14 protein-coding genes, 1 other RNA gene and 2 pseudogenes are annotated in these 17,679 nt (G+C 70.3%); 4 read left to right on the top strand and 13 right to left on the bottom strand.

The window, feature by feature from the left end:
• The first annotated feature begins 10 nt into the window (after positions 1-10).
• The gene (tolB, locus tag F1D61_RS14110; protein WP_432443266.1) at positions 11-1,366 is read left to right on the top strand and encodes a Tol-Pal system beta propeller repeat protein TolB; all 1,356 of its coding nucleotides are present in this window, start codon (positions 11-13) and stop codon (positions 1,364-1,366) included.
• 430 nt (positions 1,367-1,796) lie between these two features.
• Here the strand turns inward: tolB and F1D61_RS14105 are convergent, their stop codons facing one another.
• The 7 genes and pseudogenes from F1D61_RS14105 to F1D61_RS14075 all read right to left on the bottom strand — a co-directional run bounded on the left by F1D61_RS14105 (position 1,797) and on the right by F1D61_RS14075 (position 8,320).
• Complete coding sequence (locus tag F1D61_RS14105) at positions 1,797-3,308, bottom strand: DegQ family serine endoprotease (protein ID WP_203158549.1); 1,512 nt, start codon at positions 3,306-3,308, stop codon at positions 1,797-1,799.
• Between the two features lie 174 nt (positions 3,309-3,482).
• Positions 3,483-3,677, bottom strand: a complete 195-nt coding sequence (locus tag F1D61_RS14100; RefSeq protein WP_203158548.1) for a DUF2065 domain-containing protein — start codon at positions 3,675-3,677, stop codon at positions 3,483-3,485.
• Between the two features lie 188 nt (positions 3,678-3,865).
• The gene (gene hflC, locus F1D61_RS14095) at positions 3,866-4,786 is read right to left on the bottom strand and encodes a protease modulator HflC (protein WP_203158547.1); all 921 of its coding nucleotides are present in this window, start codon (positions 4,784-4,786) and stop codon (positions 3,866-3,868) included.
• On the bottom strand, positions 4,783-6,000 hold the full coding sequence (gene hflK / locus F1D61_RS14090; RefSeq protein WP_203158546.1) for an FtsH protease activity modulator HflK: 1,218 nt from the start codon (positions 5,998-6,000) through the stop codon (positions 4,783-4,785). Before hflK ends, hflC begins: the two co-directional genes overlap by 4 nt.
• 217 nt (positions 6,001-6,217) lie before the next feature.
• Positions 6,218-6,736, bottom strand: a pseudogene (locus F1D61_RS14085) (dihydrofolate reductase); the annotation flags it as partial.
• Positions 6,705-7,499 carry a thymidylate synthase gene (locus F1D61_RS14080; protein WP_203158545.1) on the bottom strand — a complete coding sequence of 265 codons (795 nt, stop codon included), beginning with the start codon at positions 7,497-7,499 and terminating at the stop codon, positions 6,705-6,707. The pseudogene F1D61_RS14085 and the gene F1D61_RS14080, both read right to left, overlap by 32 nt.
• 158 nt (positions 7,500-7,657) lie before the next feature.
• Positions 7,658-8,320, bottom strand: coding sequence for a CPBP family intramembrane glutamic endopeptidase (locus tag F1D61_RS14075; protein WP_203158544.1), 663 nt, complete (start codon positions 8,318-8,320; stop codon positions 7,658-7,660).
• Positions 8,321-8,431: 111 nt separating this feature from the next.
• Here F1D61_RS14075 and ssrA point away from each other — a divergent pair.
• Together ssrA and F1D61_RS14065 are read left to right on the top strand one after the other, a co-directional pair.
• Positions 8,432-8,797: a transfer-messenger RNA gene (ssrA, locus tag F1D61_RS14070) on the top strand.
• A 43-nt stretch (positions 8,798-8,840) separates the two neighbouring features.
• On the top strand, positions 8,841-9,488 hold the full coding sequence (locus F1D61_RS14065; protein ID WP_203158543.1) for an SspB family protein: 648 nt from the start codon (positions 8,841-8,843) through the stop codon (positions 9,486-9,488).
• A 465-nt stretch (positions 9,489-9,953) separates the two neighbouring features.
• Here the strand turns inward: F1D61_RS14065 and F1D61_RS14060 are convergent, their stop codons facing one another.
• The 4 genes and pseudogenes from F1D61_RS14060 to F1D61_RS14045 form a co-directional block, all read right to left on the bottom strand.
• Complete coding sequence (locus tag F1D61_RS14060; RefSeq protein WP_203158542.1) at positions 9,954-10,226, bottom strand: hypothetical protein; 273 nt, start codon at positions 10,224-10,226, stop codon at positions 9,954-9,956.
• A gap of 195 nt (positions 10,227-10,421) precedes the next feature.
• Positions 10,422-12,899 (bottom strand): ATP-dependent Clp protease ATP-binding subunit ClpA, encoded by a 2,478-nt coding sequence (gene clpA, locus F1D61_RS14055; RefSeq protein WP_203158541.1) that lies wholly within the window; start codon positions 12,897-12,899, stop codon positions 10,422-10,424.
• Between the two features lie 37 nt (positions 12,900-12,936).
• The gene (clpS, locus tag F1D61_RS14050) at positions 12,937-13,314 is read right to left on the bottom strand and encodes an ATP-dependent Clp protease adapter ClpS (protein WP_048433572.1); all 378 of its coding nucleotides are present in this window, start codon (positions 13,312-13,314) and stop codon (positions 12,937-12,939) included.
• 437 nt (positions 13,315-13,751) lie between these two features.
• Positions 13,752-14,078, bottom strand: a pseudogene (locus tag F1D61_RS14045) (phasin family protein); the annotation flags it as partial.
• A 329-nt stretch (positions 14,079-14,407) separates the two neighbouring features.
• Between F1D61_RS14045 and F1D61_RS14040 the strand changes: the two are divergent.
• A complete protein-coding gene (locus tag F1D61_RS14040; protein ID WP_203158540.1) occupies positions 14,408-15,895 on the top strand; it encodes a D-alanyl-D-alanine carboxypeptidase in 1,488 nt (495 codons plus the stop codon).
• A 293-nt stretch (positions 15,896-16,188) separates the two neighbouring features.
• Here the strand turns inward: F1D61_RS14040 and F1D61_RS14035 are convergent, their stop codons facing one another.
• Together F1D61_RS14035 and F1D61_RS14030 are read right to left on the bottom strand one after the other, a co-directional pair.
• A complete protein-coding gene (locus F1D61_RS14035) occupies positions 16,189-16,941 on the bottom strand; it encodes a DnaJ domain-containing protein (protein WP_203158539.1) in 753 nt (250 codons plus the stop codon).
• Positions 16,942-16,983: 42 nt separating this feature from the next.
• Complete coding sequence (locus F1D61_RS14030; protein ID WP_203158538.1) at positions 16,984-17,679, bottom strand: VWA domain-containing protein; 696 nt, start codon at positions 17,677-17,679, stop codon at positions 16,984-16,986.

Here is a 17,679-nt window from a genome sequence, read left to right as displayed (position 1 = left end):
TCACCCCACGATGGACGTCCCCTCCATGCACTCTCCTTCGCGATTGCGTTTCGCGCTCTCCGCTGTCCTGTGGCTGTGCCTCGCCGCCGGCCTCGTCTCGGGCTTCGCCTCGCCCGCCCAGGCGCAGCTCAACCTGCGCATCGGCCCCGGCGGCGCCTTCCAGCCGATGCCGATCGCCATCGCCGACTTCTCCGGCGATCCGAGCCTCGGGCCGACCCTGTCGGGCATCGTCACCAACAACCTGAAGCGCTCCGGCTACTTCACGCCGGTCGAGAAGGCGCGCTTCCCCGAGAGCCCGAACTTCGACGCCGCGCCCAACTTCGCCGCCTGGAAGGAGGCCGGCGTGCAGGGCCTCGTCACCGGCCGGGTCATCCGCGACGGGTCGGGCCGGCTCAAGGCCGAGTTCCGGCTCTGGGACGTGCTTTCGGGCCAGCAGATGGTCGGCCAGCAATATGCCGGCGACGGCGCCAATGCGCGCCGCATGGGCCACCTGATCTCGGACGCGGTCTACACCAAGATCACCGGCATCGGCGGCTTCTTCGACACCCGCGTCGCCTTCGTCGACGAGTCCGGCTCGAAGGAGCATCGCCGCAAGCGCCTCGCCATCATGGACCAGGACGGCGCCAACGTGCGCTACCTGACGAGCGGCGAGGCCTCGGTGGTGGCGCCGCGCTACTCGCCCTCGACCCAGGACATCACCTACATGGCCCAGGTCACCGGCCAGCAGCCGCGGGTGCAGGTGATCAACCTGTCGACCGGCGCCCGGCAGGTGATCCCGACCAATGCCGAGATGAGCACCAGCCCGCGCTTCTCGCCGGACGGGCGCCGCCTGGTGATGAGCGACCAGGACGGCGGCAATGCCAGCATCTACGTGATGGACCTCGCCTCCAAGGCGCAGACCCGGATCACCAACGCCAACGCCATCGACACCTCGCCGTCCTTCTCGCCGGACGGGCGCGAGATCGTGTTCGAATCCGACCGCGGCGGCCAGCAGCAGGTCTACGTCATGGGCGCCGACGGCTCGAACCCGCGCCGCCTGACCTTCGGCGACGGCTCGGCCTCGCAGCCGGCCTGGAGCCCGCGGGGCGACTACATCGCCTTCACCCGCCAGCGGAAGGGCTCGTTCGCGATCTGCATCATGAAGCCCGACGGCTCGGGCGAGCGGGTGCTGACGGAGGGCTTCCACAACGAGGGCCCGACCTGGGCGCCGAACGGCCAGTACCTGATCTTCTTCCGCGATCCCGGCGGCCAGGCCGGCGGCAAGCTCTACATGGTCGACATCACCGGCAAGGTCGAGCAGCCGGTCCCGACGCCGTCCTACGCGTCCGACCCGACCTGGTCGCCGCTGATCGACGCGCAGAAGTAGGGTGCGAGGAGCCGGGCCCCCGTCGGTGGACCCGGTTCGCTGGCGCTCACTCACGACCGACCGTTCCTATGGCCCCATCCATCCACGGCCTCAGAGCCTGTTTGAGCAGGATTATCTACCCAAGACTTGAGACGGCGAGATCATCCCACCCTCTAACCTCATCCTGAGGTGTTAGTCGATCGGAGATCGACTAACACCTCAGGATGAGGTTAGAGGGTGGGATGAATGCTTCAGAGGCTCCGGATAGATGAAGCATTGTCACGGTGCCTGCCGGGCCTCAACCCATTCCTGCGACCCTCCTCGTCATTCCGGGGCCGCGCCGCGGAGCCCGGAATGACGCGGAGGGTGTCGAGTCGGTGGGAGCAAAATCAAACAGCCGGTCGCGAAAAACGCGCGGCGGGCCGCGAAGAACCCGCCGCGCAATCGTCGCTTACTCCAGGCTCAACGCCACGAACCGCACCTCGCCGTCCTTGTTGGACACGAGGAGCAGAGCCGACTTCCGCCCGTCCTTCTTGATCTGGTCGATGCGGCGGGTGACGTCGGCCGGCGAGGTCACGGCTTCCTGGCCGACCTCCACGATCACGTCGCCGGCCTGGATGCGCTTGTCGGCGGCGTTGGAGTTCGGGTCGACCCGGGTGACCAGCACGCCCTTGACGCTCTCCTTCACCCCGAAGCGCTTGCGCCCCTCGTCGGAGAGACCGGTGAGGTTGAGGCCCAGGGCCTGGCGGGTGACGTCGGCTTCCGGCTGCGGGCGGTTGAGGGCGGCCTGCTGCTGCAGCTTGTCGCCGTCCTCGAGGCGGCCGAGGGTGACCTGCTTGGTCTGCTCCTGGCCCTTGCGAATCGTGGTGACGTCCACGACCTTGCCGACCGGGGACGAGGCGACAATGCGGGGCAGGTCGCTCGAGCTCTTGACCTCGACGCCGTTGAACTTGGTGATCACGTCGCCGACCTCGAGGCCGGCGGTCTTGGCCGGGCCCCTCTCGTCGACGCCGGCGACCAGCGCGCCGCGGGCGCCGCCCTTGAGGCCGAGCGCTTCCGCCGTGGTGTCGTCAACGTTCTGGATCCGCACGCCGAGCCAGCCGCGGCGCACCTCGCCGAACTGGCGCAGCTGGTCGATCACCGGGCTGGCGGTGGAGGTCGGGACCGCGAAGCCGATGCCGACCGAGCCGCCGGTCGGCGACAGGATCGCCGTGTTGATGCCGATCACCTCGCCGTCCATGTTGAACAGCGGACCGCCGGAATTGCCCTTGTTGATGGCCGCGTCGGTCTGGATGTAGTTGTCGTAGGGACCCGACTCGATGTTGCGGCCCCGGGCCGAGACGATGCCGGCCGAGACCGAGCCGCCGAGGCCGAACGGGTTGCCGATCGCGATCACCCAGTCGCCCGGCCGCATCTTGTCGGAATTGCCGAGCGGCACCGACTTCAGCGGCCGGTCCGGATCGGGCTTCACCCGCAGCACCGCGAGGTCGATCTTCGGATCCTTGCCGACGATCTCGGCCTTCAGCTTGCGGCCGTCATGCAGGATCACCTGGATGTCGTTGGCGTCGCCGATGACGTGGTTGTTGGTGACCACGATGCCCGACGAATCGATGATGAAGCCGGAGCCGAGCGAGTTCGAGCGGCGCGGCGTCCGCGGCTGGCTCTCGCCCCCGCCGCCGCCCTGGCCGCGGCGGTTGAAGAACTCCTCGAACAGGTCCTCGAACGGCGTGCCCTGGGGCAATTGCGGCAGGGTGCGGCCGCGCGCCTCCACGGTGGTGGAGGCCGAGATGTTCACCACCGCATCGGTCACCTGCTCGGCGAGATCGGCGAGCGAGGCCGGCCCCTTGGCCAGCGCGACGCTCGGCAGGACGGCCGTGCCGACGGAGAGCGCGAAGAGCGCCCCCGCGAGGGCGGGCAGGCGCCGTCTCGCGAAGGCGGGGTTACGGCGCGAGGAAGCGGCCATCGGGGAACCTCGTTGGGAAGGATCGTCGAAACGGTTCGGGCCTGGAAAGCGGAGAGGCGGCACGCCGCCCCCGTCCGCCCGGCCCGGGCAGCCCCGGCGACCGGCCGGGAACCCCTCTAAGATCGTCTCCCGGCGGACCGGTTCAAGTCCCGGCGCATCGCCTTGGCCCAAACGTCAGCCGAGCAGCAGGCGCACCACCCCGACCACGACCACGCCGGCCGCGGCCGACAGGAGGCCCACGAGGCGCATCCGCTCCATCGGGCTCTGGGCGGCCTCCTGCATCGCCCGGCGCATCGCCGCCGGGAAGGCGGCGCAGAGCAGGCCCTCGATGGCCAGCGCCAGGCCGAGGGCGGCGACGAGATCCTTCACGGCAGGACACCGCGCGGCCGCCCGCGGGCGGGCCGTTGCGCCTGTCCTGTTCCCCCCTGCGGTCGCATCTTGTTGGTCTCCGCGGCACGGCGGACCTGAGGCCCGCCGTCATAAAAGTGCGCCCCGCCGGGGCGGGGCGCTCGGGTGTCGTCGCGTGTCGGCTCCGCTTTGGCGGAGGGGGAGCCGGCCTACTGGCCGGCCGCCGGAACCGCGGCGGGGCGGGCCCGCCCCTGCGGGTCGTTGAAGTAGCGGAAGAACTCCGAGCCGGGGCTGATCACCAGCCGCGTATCGGACCCGCTCAGGCCCTTCTCGTAGGCCTGCATCGACCGGTAGAAGGCGAAGAAGTCCGGGTCCTGCCCGAAGGCCTCGGCGAGGATGCGGTTGCGGTCCGCCTCGCCCTGGCCGCGGAGCTGGTCGGCCTTCTGGTTGGCCTCGGCCAGGAGCACCGTCACGTCGCGGTCGGCCTTGGCCTTGATGGTGGCCGCCACCTGGTTGCCGTTGGCGCGCAGGTCCGCCGCCTCGCGCTCGCGCTCGGTGCGCATCCGCTGGTAGACCGCCTGCGAGTTCGCCGCCGGCAGGTCGACGCGGGTCAGGCGCAGGTCGACGATCTCGATGCCGAGATTCTTCGCCTGCCGGTTCACGTCCTCCTGGATGCGGTTCATCAGGCCCTCGCGCTGGGTGCGCACGATGGCGTCCCGCGAGGCGCTGGCGAGCACGTTGCGCATCGCCGCGTTGGTGAAGCTGGACAGGCGCTGGTTGGCGACCTGGACGTTGTTCACCGACTGGTAGAAGCGCAGCGGGTCGACGATCTTGTAGCGGGCGAAGGCGTCGACCTCGAGGTTCTGGCGGTCGGCCGAGAGGACGGTCTGCACCGGCAGGTCGAGGTCGAGCAGCCGCTTCTCGAACAGCACGACGCTCTCGACGAAGGGCATCTTGAAGTACAGGCCCGGCTTGTCGGTGCCGGCCTGGTTCAGCACGGTGCGGACGCCGCCGAACCGCAGCACCAGGGCCTGCTGGGTCTGGCCGACGGTGAAGGCGCCGGCATAGACCAGCACCAGGACGAGGACGCCGAGGGCGACGGCGCCGGTGCGGAGCGCGTTGCCGTTCATCGCGCGCTCCCCTGGACGGCATTCCCCGGTCGGGCGGTGTTGGCGAATTCCTGCAGCGGCAGGACCGGCAGCACGCCGGCCGCCGCGGCACCGGCACCCGCCGTGCCGCCCTGGTCGATGATCACCTTGTTCACGCCGCCCAGAACCTTCTCCATCGTGTCGAGGAACATCCGCTCGCGGGAGACCGCGGGCGACAGCTTGTAGGACTCGTAGACCTCGCGGAAGCGCGCGGCCTGGCCGGTCGCCTCGGCGGTGGCCTGCGACTTGAAGGCCTCGGCCTGCTGCTGGATCTGCGAGGAGCGGCCGCGGGCCTCCGGCACCACGCGGCTGGCATAGGTCTCGGCCTCGTTGCGGGCGCGGGCCGCGTCCTGCTGGGCCGCGTTCACGTCGACGAAGGCCTGGCGCACCTCGGCCGGCGGGCTCACGCCCTGGAGCTGGACCACGTTGATCAGCACGCCGGCGCCGTAGGAATCGAGCGCCTTCTGGATGATCTGCTGCACCTCCTGCGCCACGCTCGACTGCTCGGTGGTCAGGATCGCCTGGATCTGGCGCCGGCCCACCACCTCGCGCATCGCGCTCTCGGCCACCGACTTGATGGTGCCCTCGGGGTTCTGGAGGTTGAACACGAAATCCTCGGCCTTGGCCGGGTTCACGCGCCACTGCACGTCGAAGTCGATGTCGACGATGTTGTCGTCGCCGGTGAGCATCAGGCTCTCCTCGGGCACGTCCCGGGAGCGCTGGGCGCCGGCGCCCGAGCGGTAGCCGACCTGGATGCTGCGCGATTCGCCGACATTCGGCTTCACCACCGCGCCGACCGGGTAGGGGAAGTTCCAGCGCAGGCCCTCGCCGGACTGGCCGGTATAGCGCCCGAACACCGTGTTGATGCCGACCTGGCTCGGCAGCACCGTGTACCAGCCGGTCATCAGCCACAGCACCAGCACGACCAGCACTGCCAGCACCGCGCCCTTGGTGCCGACCGAGCCGCCGCCGGGCATCAGGGTCTTCAGACGGTCCTGGCTGCGGCGCAGCAGGTCCTCGAGATCCGGCGGCTGGTTGCCGCCGCCCGAGCCGCCACCGCCGCCCCACGGGCCGCCGCCTCCGCCGCCGCCGGAGCCGCCACCCCAGGGACCGCCGCCATTACCGCCGCGATTGCCCCAGGGACCGCCCCCGTTGCCGCCACCGCCACTGCCGCCGCTCTGATTGCTCCAAGGCATGCTCGCCCACGTCCTTTCCCGGCCGGCACGCCCCGCGCTGTCTCTCGCGTCCCGCGCGGCACTCGCATTGCACTGGCACTCGCTCACTCAGCGATATCGGCTGAGCCCCACGCGAAAGCAACCACCGGCGCCGGCCGAATTCTCAAGGTTTCGGCTCATGTGCGGGAGTTCCATCGCCGCACCCGGAAGTCTGGATGGATCGGCCGTCTCGGACGTATCGCGCGAGCGTCACGAAGCGGAAGGCGTGCTCGTCCTCCGGACCGGCCGGATGCGCCTCCGCCGCGACCTCGCGGAAATCCGGCGGGATCTCCGGGAAACGGGCATCGCCCTCGGGCGCCGCGTCGACCTCGGTGAGGTGGATCCGGTCGGCATGCGGCAGGGCGAGCGCGTAGATCTCGGCCCCCCCCGCCACCATCACCTCCTGCGCGCCCTCGGCGATCCGCAGGGCGTCGTCCCAGCCGGCCGCGCGCTCGGTGCCGGGTGCCGCCCAGGCCGGATCGCGGGTCATCACGATCACCCGGCGACCCGGCAGCGGCCGGCCGATCGAGTCCCAGGTCTTGCGCCCCATCACCACCGGCTTGCCCATGGTGAGGGCGCGGAAGCGCCGCAGGTCGCTGCGCAGGCGCCAGATCAGCGCGTTGTCGCGGCCGATGACGCCGTTCCTCGCGGCGGCGACGATCAGGGTGACGAGGGGGAGGGCATCTTCAGACCGCCACCGGCGCGCGGATCGCCGGATGCGGGTCGTAGCCCTCGATCCCGATGTCGTCGTAGCGGAACTCGAACAGCGAGCGCACCGAGGGGTCGAGCCGCAGGCGGGGGAGCGGGCGGATGTCGCGGGAGAGCTGCTCGCGGGCCTGGGTCAGGTGGTTGGAATAGAGGTGCGCGTCGCCGAGCGTGTGGACGAAGTCGCCGGGGGCGAGATCGAGCACCTGCGCCATCATGTGGGTGAGGAGCGCGTAGGAGGCGATGTTGAACGGCACGCCCAGGAACACGTCGGCCGAGCGCTGGTAGAGCTGGAGCGAGAGCCGCCCCTCCGCGACGTAGAACTGGAACAGGCAGTGGCAGGGGGCGAGCGCCATCCGGTCGAGGTCGGCCGGGTTCCAGGCCGAGACGACGAGGCGGCGCGAATCCGGGTTGCGGCGGATCTCGTCGAGCACCCAGGCGATCTGGTCGACGCTGCCGCCGTCGGGCTTGGCCCAGCTCCGCCATTGCCGGCCGTAGACCGGGCCGAGATCGCCGTGCTCGTCGGCCCACTCGTCCCAGATCGTCACGCCGTTCGCCCGGAGATACGCGACGTTGGTGTCGCCGGCCAGAAACCACAGCAATTCGTGGATGATCGACTTCAGGTGCAGCCGCTTGGTCGTCACCAGGGGAAACCCATGGGCGAGGTCGAAGCGCATCTGGTGGCCGAAGACCGAGCGGGTGCCGGTGCCGGTGCGGTCGTGCTTCTCGACGCCCTCGTCGAGGATGCGCCGGAGGAGGTCGTGGTAGGGGCGCATGGCGGACATCCTCCGCGTGACAAAGACCCGGGGCGCCCTGCGGCGCCCGGCGGGCTCCAACTCTGAATCCGTGCCCGGCCGGAAAAACGGCTCCCGGCCGGGCGGGCCCGGCACGATAACGCGTCGCCGGGCCGAATCGCAGCGCCCGAGGTCACGAATCAGCCGGTACTCCACACCCGCGCCAGCACCACCGCGCCGTTGCTCGCGGCGTGGAGCGCGATGCAGGGCCACAGGCTCCCGGTCCAGAGCCGCATCAGCCCGAGCGCCACCCCGAGGGGCAGGACCGAGACCGGCTGCAACAGGCCCCGCTCGGCGTGGCAGAGCACGAACACCATCGTCGCCACCGCCACCGTCGCGGCCGGGGCGAGATGCCGCGCCAGGCGCCCGAACAGGTCGCCGCGAAACAGCATCTCCTCGGCGAGCGGCGCCAGCACCACCAGCCACAGCGTCCAGGCCCAAAAGACCTCGCCGGTGAGGAAGGGCGACAGGCGCCAGGCCCGGACCGGCATCTGCCCGGTCACGAGCAGCAGCCCCGCCGTCCAGGCGACCTGGAGCGGCGGCCAGGCGAGGAGGAGCCAGGCGGCGCGACGGGGCAGGGCCGGTCTCACGAAGCCCAGGATCGTGCCGGGGCGGAGCCGGATCGCCGCCAGGATCAGGAGCGCGAGGGCCGCATGCGGCAGCACCGTGAGGGCGAGCAAGGCCCGCTCGTTGCCGCTCAGGGACGGGAAGGGCAGGAGGCCGGGCGGCGGGGCGGGCAGGCGGCCGAGCCCCGCCACCGCCCCGAGGATGAGGCCGAAGGCGGCAAGCTGCAGGAGCAGCACCCGCAGGACCGCCGCAGCCGCGCCGAACCAGGGTCCGAGCGGCCGGGAACCGGCCGGCCCGGATGGCGCCGGCGCATCACTTCGCGAAACGGTCACAGAATGGTGCGGGGCGGGCTTCAAAAGCGGCACGGGACCCTCTATATTCCCCCTTGCCGGTCGCGAGGCCGGCTATGGCGATAAACGTTCTTCGGAATAAACCTATCGGACCCGGGGGCGGTACCCGGCGCCTCCACCCAAGTCCGGAACGGCCCGTTCGGTTCGGGCTTCGGCGGGGGCGAAATAGGATCGACGAGGGCGTAAAGGTTGAGCTTTCGCTCGGCATGGTTCCGCCGTTATCGGGCCAATGCAATAGTTGCCAACGACAACTTTGCTCCGGTGGCGGTGGCCGCGTAAGCGGTCCCCAATACCAAACGAAGTCCTAGCGGGTAGCACTGCATAGGCGGGGTTCGGAGGCACCTGGCAACAGAAGCCTCCACTCGAATTCCCTTCCCGCGAGCGATGCGGCGCCAGGCAACGGTTGATGGCAGACGATCTGATTCGCTACGATCTCCTGGTGCAGGATGCCCTGCGCAACGTCGTGCGCAAGGTGCTGGGCGATGCGGCGCGCGACGGCCTGGCCGGCGAGCACCATTTCTACGTCTCGTTCCGGACCGACTATCCCGGCGTGCGGATCTCGCAGCGCCTGCGGGAAAAGTACCCGCAGGACATGACGATCGTTCTCCAGCACCAGTTCTGGGACCTCGGCGTCACCGAGCACACCTTCGAGGTCGGGCTGTCGTTCTCCGGCGTGCCGGAGCGGCTCCTGGTGCCGTTCGAGGCGGTGACCGGCTTCTTCGACCCCTCGGTGCAGTTCGGCCTGAAGTTCGAGCTCAACGACGGCACCGCCTCGACCGAGGACGCGGCCCCCGCCGGCACGACCGCCCTGCGGGCGATCCGCGGCGCCGGCTCCGAGCCGAGCGAGGCGCTGCCGAAGGTCCCGGCGATCGGCAGCAACCTGCCCAAGATCGTGCCCGCCGCCAAGGCCGAGGCCAAGCCTCAGAGCAAGGACTCGACCGGCAAGGACGAGGCCGACGGCGAGGCGAAGCCCGACGAGGCAGCCGAGCGCACCGACGCCCCGCAGGAGGGCGCCTCGGTGGTCAGCCTGGACGCGTTCCGCAAGAAGAGCTGACGCGCAGGATCGAGCGGCTCCGGCCGAGATAGCTCCGTCACATGTCTGGCTGCCCCGGGTTCGCGATGGCGGAGACCGGGACTTGCCTTGTGGCTGGGCGATCGAGTTCCGCCAGGCTTTTTGCGGTCGCATGCCGATCCGACCTCGGTGCAGGGCTCGCAGGTAGATTTTCAGAGCCTGATTGAGTTAGCCGACTGAATTCACACCCTCCATCGTCATCCCGGGTTCCCGGCTGCGCCAGGCCCCGGGATGACGTCGAGAGGTATCGGCGTGCGTGCCATATGATTGGCGCGCCGGTTCGGCATGCGCCACGGCCGGCCGGTAGTCCTGCGCGTCGCAGCCGGGCACCGGGCAATGACGGGCCGGCCGGTCTGCGGGACGGGCAACGGCGTCTGGCTTGCCGAGCACCGTGGAGCCCGACGCGATAAAGCGATGTATGCGGGCTCCGGGCAGGCGGCGCCGCGCCTACCGCGATTCCCGCTTCTCCAGAGCCGTCTTCACCTGCTTGAGCTGGTCGAACACCGCGCTCGGCGTGGTACCGAAGAAGGCGAAGCCCGCATTGATCGACCAGTAGCAGGCGAACAGGATCAGCGGCACCAGGATCCAGCCCATGATCTCCTCGCCGATCTTGCGACGGCGGCGGCGCTGCCGGCGCTTCTCGCGCCCGGTCAGCTTCGGGGAGGGCGGGGTCACCGTCGCGGCCGGGGCGAGGGGGCCCTCGTTGAGATCTCCGCTCATGGGATTCTCTCACGTCCTCTGGCGCCGGGCTCGCAGCCCTCGCGCATCCATCCGCCCACGGCCGCGCTCGGTGAGCGGCAGGGGCCTCAAATGCGCATCCCGGCGGGGAGGCCCCGCCGGGATGCGCGCGTCTCGGAGCCTCATACACGGGAGGCGGGTCGGGATCGAGGGGCTTTGCCCCTCGATCCGCCGGGGTCAGGCCCGGACCAGCGGCACCTTCGGCACCGTGCGGACCCCGCCCTCGCCGCCGCCCGAGCCGCCGTCCTTCGGCTTCTTCGGCGCGGCGCGCGGGCGCTTCTGCTTCTTCGCGGCGGCCTTGTCCGCCTTCTTGGCCGCGTTCGTCACGTCCTTCTCGGGGCGCGGCATCACCGGGCCGGCCGGGAAGACGAAGCCGAGGCTCGGCTTCTCGCCGTCGGGCCGCTTGACGATCACCCGGACGGCGCCGCCGTCCTTGAGCTTGCCGAACAGCACCTCGTCGGCGAGCGGGGTCTTGATGGTCGACTGGATCAGGCGGGCCATCGGGCGGGCGCCCATGGCCTCGTCGTAGCCGTTCTCGACCAGCCAGTCCCGCGCCTCGTCGGAGAGCTCGATCGTGACGTTGCGGTCGGCGAGCTGGGCCTCGAGCTGGAGCACGAACTTGTCGACGACCTTGGCCACGACGGTCTTCGGCAGGTGGCCGAAGGACACGGTGGCGTCGAGGCGGTTGCGGAATTCCGGGGCGAACAGGCGGTTGATCGCCTCCTGGTCGTCGCCGGTGCGCTTGTTCTGCGTGAAGCCGAACGCCGCCTTGGCGAGGTCGGCCGCGCCCGCATTCGTCGTCATGATGATGATGACGTTGCGGAAATCGACCTGCTTGCCGTTATGGTCGGTGAGCTTGCCGTGATCCATCACCTGCAACAGGATGTTGAACAGGTCCGGATGGGCCTTCTCGATCTCGTCGAGCAGCAGCACGCAATGCGGGTGCTGGTCGATGCCGTCGGTGAGCAGGCCGCCCTGGTCGAAGCCGACATAGCCCGGAGGGGCGCCGATCAGCCGCGAGACGGTGTGCCGCTCCATGTATTCCGACATGTCGAAGCGCAGCATCTCGACGCCGAGGCTCGACGCCAGCTGCTTGGCCGCCTCGGTCTTGCCGACGCCGGTCGGGCCGGCGAACAGGTAGGCGCCGATCGGCTTGTCGGGATCGCGAAGCCCCGCCCGGGCGAGCTTGATCGAGGCGGTGAGCGCATCGATGGCGGCGTCCTGGCCGTAGACCACCCGCTTCAGGTTGTCGGTGAGATGCGCCAGCACCTCCGCGTCGTCCTTCGACACGGTCTTCGGGGGAATGCGGGCCATCGTGGCGATGGTCGCCTCGATCTCCTTGACGCCGATCGTGCGCTTGCGCCGGGCCTCCGGCACCAGCATCTGCGAGGCGCCGGTCTCGTCGATCACGTCGATCGCCTTGTCCGGCAGCTTGCGGTCGTTGATGTAGCGGGCGGACAGCTCGACCGCGGCCTTCACGGCCTCGGTCGTGTACTTGAGCTTGTGGAACTCCTCGAAGGACGGGCGCAGACCCTTCAGGATCTCGATCGCGTCCGGGATCGACGGCTCGTTGACGTCGATCTTCTGGAAGCGGCGCACCAGGGCCCGGTCCTTCTCGAAGTACTGGCGGTACTCCTTATAGGTGGTCGAGCCGATGCAGCGGAGCGCACCCGAGGCGAGGGCGGGCTTGAGGAGGTTCGAGGCATCCATCGCGCCGCCCGAGGTCGCACCGGCGCCGATCACCGTGTGAATCTCGTCGATGAACAGGACGGCGTTGGGATGCGCCTCGATCTCCTTCATCACCTGCTTGAGGCGCTCCTCGAAGTCGCCGCGGTAGCGGGTCCCGGCGAGCAGCGTGCCCATGTCGAGGGAGAACACGGTCGCGTCGGCCAGGACCTCCGGCACCTCGTGCTGGATGATCTTGCGGGCGAGCCCTTCCGCGATGGCGGTCTTGCCGACGCCGGGATCGCCGACGAGCAGCGGGTTGTTCTTCTGCCGGCGGCAGAGGACCTGGATCGTGCGCTGGACCTCGGTCTCGCGCCCGATCAGCGGGTCGATCTTGCCGTCGCGGGCCTTCTTGTTGAGGTTGACGCAATAGGCGTCGAGGGCATCGCCCTTCTTCTTCTGGCCGCCGCGCTCGTCCTCGGCCCCGCTCGGACGTTCCGTCGGACCCTCCTCGTCGGCGCCGCGCACCGGCTTGCCCTCGGACAGGCCGGGGCGCTTGGCGATGCCGTGGCTGATGTAGTTGACCGCGTCGTAGCGGGTCATGTCCTGCTCTTGCAGGAAGTAGGCGGCGTGGCTCTCGCGCTCGGCGAAGATCGCCACCAGCACGTTGGCGCCGGTGACCTCCTCGCGGCCGGAGGACTGCACGTGGATCACCGCGCGCTGGATCACGCGCTGGAACCCCGCCGTCGGCTTGGCGTCCTGTCGCCCGTCGCCCGTGAGGTTGGCGAGCTCGGTGTCGATATACTCGACGAGGTTGCGCTTCAGCAGGTCGACGTCGACGTTGCAGGCCCGCATGACCGCGGCCGCGTCCTGGTCGTCGACCAGAGCGAGCAGGAGATGCTCGAGCGTGGCGTATTCGTGTCGGCGCTCGCCGGCCAGCGCCAGGGCGCGGTGAAGAGCTTGTTCTAGGCTGCGTGAGAAGCTGGGCAAAGCGGGCCTCTTTGCTGGTGCCTGTCTTGGTCGGCGCTTATTTCTTTTCCATGACGCATTGCAGAGGATGTTGATGTTTCCGCGCAAAGTCCATGACCTGCGTCACCTTGGTCTCTGCGACCTCGTAGGTGAAGATGCCGCACTCGCCGACGCCGTTCTGGTGGACGTGCAGCATGATGCGGGTCGCGTCCTCGCGCGACTTGTTGAAGAACCGTTCCACGACGTGGACCACGAATTCCATCGGGGTGTAGTCGTCGTTGAGGAGCAGCACGCGGTAGAGGTTCGGCCGCTTGGTGCGCGGCTTCGTCCGCGTGATCACGGCGGTTCCCGAGCGCCCGTCGCCGTTCCCGGGGGCGCGGGGGTTGGCCGCGACCGGCCTGGTGGAGGGTTCTCCCTGCCTCGGGACCTGAGCCATCTGAATCGTACCGACCTCGCTCTGGGCGACCGCGCCGAGCCGCGCGGGCCTCCTCGCGGGGGTCCGGGCAGTGGTGCGGAGCGGCAGCCTAACACGTCGGCCGCCGGTGCCGAGCCTAATCTATAGGCCGAGTCGGCGCTTCGCCAGTCGGCTGCGCGCTCTTGTCGTTGCAGGCTCCCCCGCGGGGCGTGCAGGCTCCCTCGCGGGGCGTGCGGACCTCTCGATGGACCCCCAAACGCGCGCGACCGGCACGGGGGGCCCGTGCCGGTCGCGATCATGGTCTTCCTGCGCGGAAGAGCGGCGGCCCGAGGGCCGACCGCCCGTGCGCGACGCCCGGCTTACGCGGCGTACTGAACCTTGGCGGCCTCGTCCTCGACCTTCTTGAAGCCGTCCTTGGCGCTGGCGAAGGCGCGGTCCTGGGCCTTGAAGGCCTGCTCCTGGGCCTTGGCGGCGAAGCCCTCGTACGGCTTCACCATCTCCTTGGCGAGGTTCTGGTAGAGCTCGGTCATCTTGGTGGTCTGGGCCACGAGACGCTCGTACGAGGTCTTCATGTAGTCGGTCTGGATCTCGAGCGCCTTGTCGAGCGAGCGCACGCCGGCGAGCTTCTCGAGGGTGGCGGTGCCGAGCTCGAAGGACTGCTTGGCGAAGTCGGTCGCCTCGACGGCGATCGCCTGGCTGGCCTTCGACAGGGTGCCGAAGCTGCGCAGCATCGCGTCCATGCCGTCCTTGCCGAACTTCTGGGCGGCCTCGGCCTGCTGGCTCATGGTCTGCTGGTTCATGGTATGGTGACGCCCTGAAGGGGCGCCCCTCCTCGCGCGGCATTCGGGACGTCGCCGGGACGCCCGCGCGTCGCGCCCCGCTGCCCTGCAATATGTGCAGCGCACAAAATTCGTCAAGGGCGAATTGTGCGTTGCACAATGCAGCGAATCCGAGCATCGGAATTCGTCGCCGGTTAACCGGGGCGTAACCGAGCCTCCCTAGCCTGATTGACAGTGATGCCGATGCGCCACGCCGTTCGTCGCGGGGCGCGGTCGGTCCAGGGCGTCGCCTCCCGTCGCAGGCGCCCTTTTCCATCGAGTGGGGTATGTGCGTGATGCGTTGCGTTCACGGCCAATCTGGACCCGCGTTGCCGGCCGTGCTCGCCGCCGCGGCGGTGCTGACGGCGCTCACCGCCTCGCCCGCCGAGGCGCGCCGGCGCGCCCATCCCGGCGGCGGCGGGGGCTACAACCCGCCCTACGCGGCGATGGTGGTCGATGCCAAGACCGGCCGCGTGATGCACGCGGTCAACGAGGATGCCCTGCGCCATCCGGCCTCGATCACCAAGGTGATGACGCTCTACCTGCTGTTCGAGCAGCTCGAGCGCGGCAAGCTGGACCTCGATTCGCCGCTGACCGTCTCGGCCAACGCCTCCCGGATGCCGCCCTCCAAGCTCGGCGTGCGGCCCGGCTCGACCGTGACGGTCGAGGAGGCGATCAAGGCGCTGGTGACGAAATCCGCCAACGACATCGCCTGCGCCATCGGCGAGAACATCGCCGGCTCGGAAGCCGCCTTCGCCGAGATGATGACGCGCAAGGCCCACGCCCTCGGCATGACGCGGACCCACTATGCCAACGCCTCGGGCCTGCCGGACGCCGACCAGATCACCACCGCCCGCGACCTGACGATCCTCGCCCGCGCGATCCAGGAGCGGTTCCCCCGCTACTACCGCTACTTCCAGACCCGCTCCTTCGCCTTCAAGGGCCGGGTGATCGGCAACCACAACCACCTGGTCGGCCGGGTCGAGGGCGTGGACGGCATCAAGACCGGCTACACCCGCGATTCGGGCTTCAACCTGATGACCTCGGCGCGCATCGGCGAGCGGCACATCGTGGCGGTGGTGCTCGGCGGCAAGTCGGGCGCAAGCCGCGACGTCATCATGACCAAGCTCGTGCGGGCCAACCTGCCGATCGCCTATGCCGGCGCCCGCACGGCGCCGCCGGTGGTCGAGGTGGCCGAGCGGCCGCGTCCCGCCGTGGTCGCCGAGCGCCCGGTGGCGACCCGCACCCTCGTGGCCTCCGCCGACGAGGACGACGCGGTCGAGACCACGAACTCCACCGGCCAGCCCCTCGACATCGCGCCCCGGGGCGGCGCCACGCCGCAATCCTCGCCGAAATGGCGCGCCGGCCTCGGCGCGGTGCCGGCGAGCGCCCAGGCCTATGCCCCGGCGCCCGCCGCGGCCTTCCCGGCGGCCGGGGGGACGAAGTACGCCTCGCGCCTGCCGGCGGCCGAGCCCGGCGAGGCCCGGGCCCCGGCCCCGCGCGAGACCGCCGCCCCCGCGGCGAAGGCCGTCACCGTGACGCCCTGGGTGATCCAGCTCGGCGCCATGGACGACGAGGGCAAGGCCAAGTCGATGCTCAGCGAGGCGCGCCAGCGCAGCGGCGGGGCGCTCGGCAAGGCGGCCCCGTTCACCGAGAAGGTGACCCATGGCGGCACCACGCTGTTCCGCGCCCGCTTCTCCGGCTTCTCGGAAGCCGAGGCCGCGCAGGATGCCTGCCGGGCGCTCAAGCGCAACGGCTTCACCTGCTTCGCGACCCGGAGCTAGGGTTTTCCCCTCCCCAGGAGGGGAGGGCTGTACGGAACAGGAAAAGGCGCGGGTCCCCCCTCTCCCGTGTGGGAGAGGGGCCGGGGGTGAGGGTGACACGCTTCAGTGTGAAACGCTGAACGTGGTGCTGGCAGCGGGACGGTCAGAGCCCAACTCAGAACAGTAGCACCCTCACCCCTACCCCTCTCCCACACGGGAGAGGGGATCCCGCGCCACACTCGTCAAGACTTGAGAACGACCTCCCCCGCCGCGGCGCGTCCCTGCCGCGGCTTCGTCGACACGCGCGTGGAGTATCAGCGATGTCGGTTGAGCAGAAAGTCCTTGGCCGCGTTGACACGGGCCGCCAGGTAGTCGGACCCGCCCTGGTCCGGGTGCAGCCGCTTCATCAGGGTCCGGTGCGCCCGGCGCACCTCCTCGAGGGGCGCCCCGCGCTGAAGCCCCAGGATCTGATAGGCCTCCTCCTCCGTCATCGGCCCTGGCTGCGCCGTACCGCGCGGCCCCGGGTCGCGGTCAGCCTCAGCGTCTACGCGCCATCCGGCAAACCGGCGGTCCAGATACGCCTCTAGCAGCCGGGCGCCGTCCGGGTCGCCCGAGCGGCACTCGGACAGGAGCGCGACGAGGCGCGGCAGCGGCAAACCGTCGAGGGCCTGGCCGGCCAGCGGACCGGCGAGCACCGTGCCGCGCATCGCGCCGCTGGCATGGTCCAGCTCCATCTCCAGCCGGGCGGAGCGCACCCGCGAGACGGCGTCCGGCCGCGGGCCGGCAGTGCCGAGGCCGAACCAGCCACCGAGATTGCCCATCCGCCCCAGGCCGAAGGGAAGGGGCGAGCCCTGGCGCCAGCCGAGCAGCCAGGCGCCGCCGAGGCCGAGCGCCCCGGCCATGTCGAAGCGCCCGCGCAGGAACAGGAGGGCCGCCGCGGCCAGCGCCAGCCAGCCGCCGGCCTGGCGGATCACCCGCGCGATCACCGCGGGATTGGCGGTGGAATAGTGGCGGCCGAGCCACCAGAGGCCGACGAGGACCAGGACACCGAGTCCGAGGGCGATCATGCGTTGTCCGTCACCCTCACGATGCGTGCGGGAAGACCCTGTCTACCCGCCGGTCATGCCGGCGAGGAGCCGGCGCGCCGCCGCATCCTCATGCGCGGCCAGGCGCAATCCGTCGAGTCCCCGGGTGGCGTAGATCGCCGCGGCGCGCAGGAGCGCGGCCAGCACCTCGGGCGCCGTGAGGTCGAAGCGGGCGGCAGAACCGCCGCTCAGCCGGGCGATCTCCGAGAAACCCGCGGCGACCGTGGGATCGGGGCCCTCGTGAAAGCAGAAGGCCGGCAGGCCGAGGAGGCCGAGTTCGCCGGCGACGCCGCACAGGTCGTCGATGTCCTCCTCGATCGCGTCGCCGACCAGCACCAGGGCCTTGACCGGGCCGCGCCCGGCCTCGTTGCGGGCGTGGCGCAGGACCCGGCCGATCTGGGTCTGGCCGCCCTGGCAGGTCACGGCCCGCATCAGGCCGGTGAGCGCCCGGGCGTCGGCGACGAAGCGCGAGGCCCGGCACTCGGAAAAGCCCCGGAAATAGACGAGCTGCACCGACAGCCCGCCGAGCCGGGCCGTCGCCTCGAACATCCCGGCCTGGACCCCGCAGGCGAGGTCCCAGGTCGGCTGCCGGCTCATCGTGGCGTCCAGCGCGAAGATCAGCCGCGGCACGTCGCGAGAGGGCGCCGCGACCTGCCGCGCCGTCTCCAGGAAGGCGTCGACCGCCGCACCCCGCGCCCGGTCGAGGTCGGACCCGGCCAT

The sequence above is a fragment of the Methylobacterium aquaticum genome (genome assembly GCF_016804325.1).
GTDB classification, from domain to species: domain Bacteria; phylum Pseudomonadota; class Alphaproteobacteria; order Rhizobiales; family Beijerinckiaceae; genus Methylobacterium; species Methylobacterium aquaticum_C.
The sequence above is the reverse complement of the archived record's forward strand: the minus strand, read 5'-3'. Positions and strand labels throughout refer to the sequence as shown.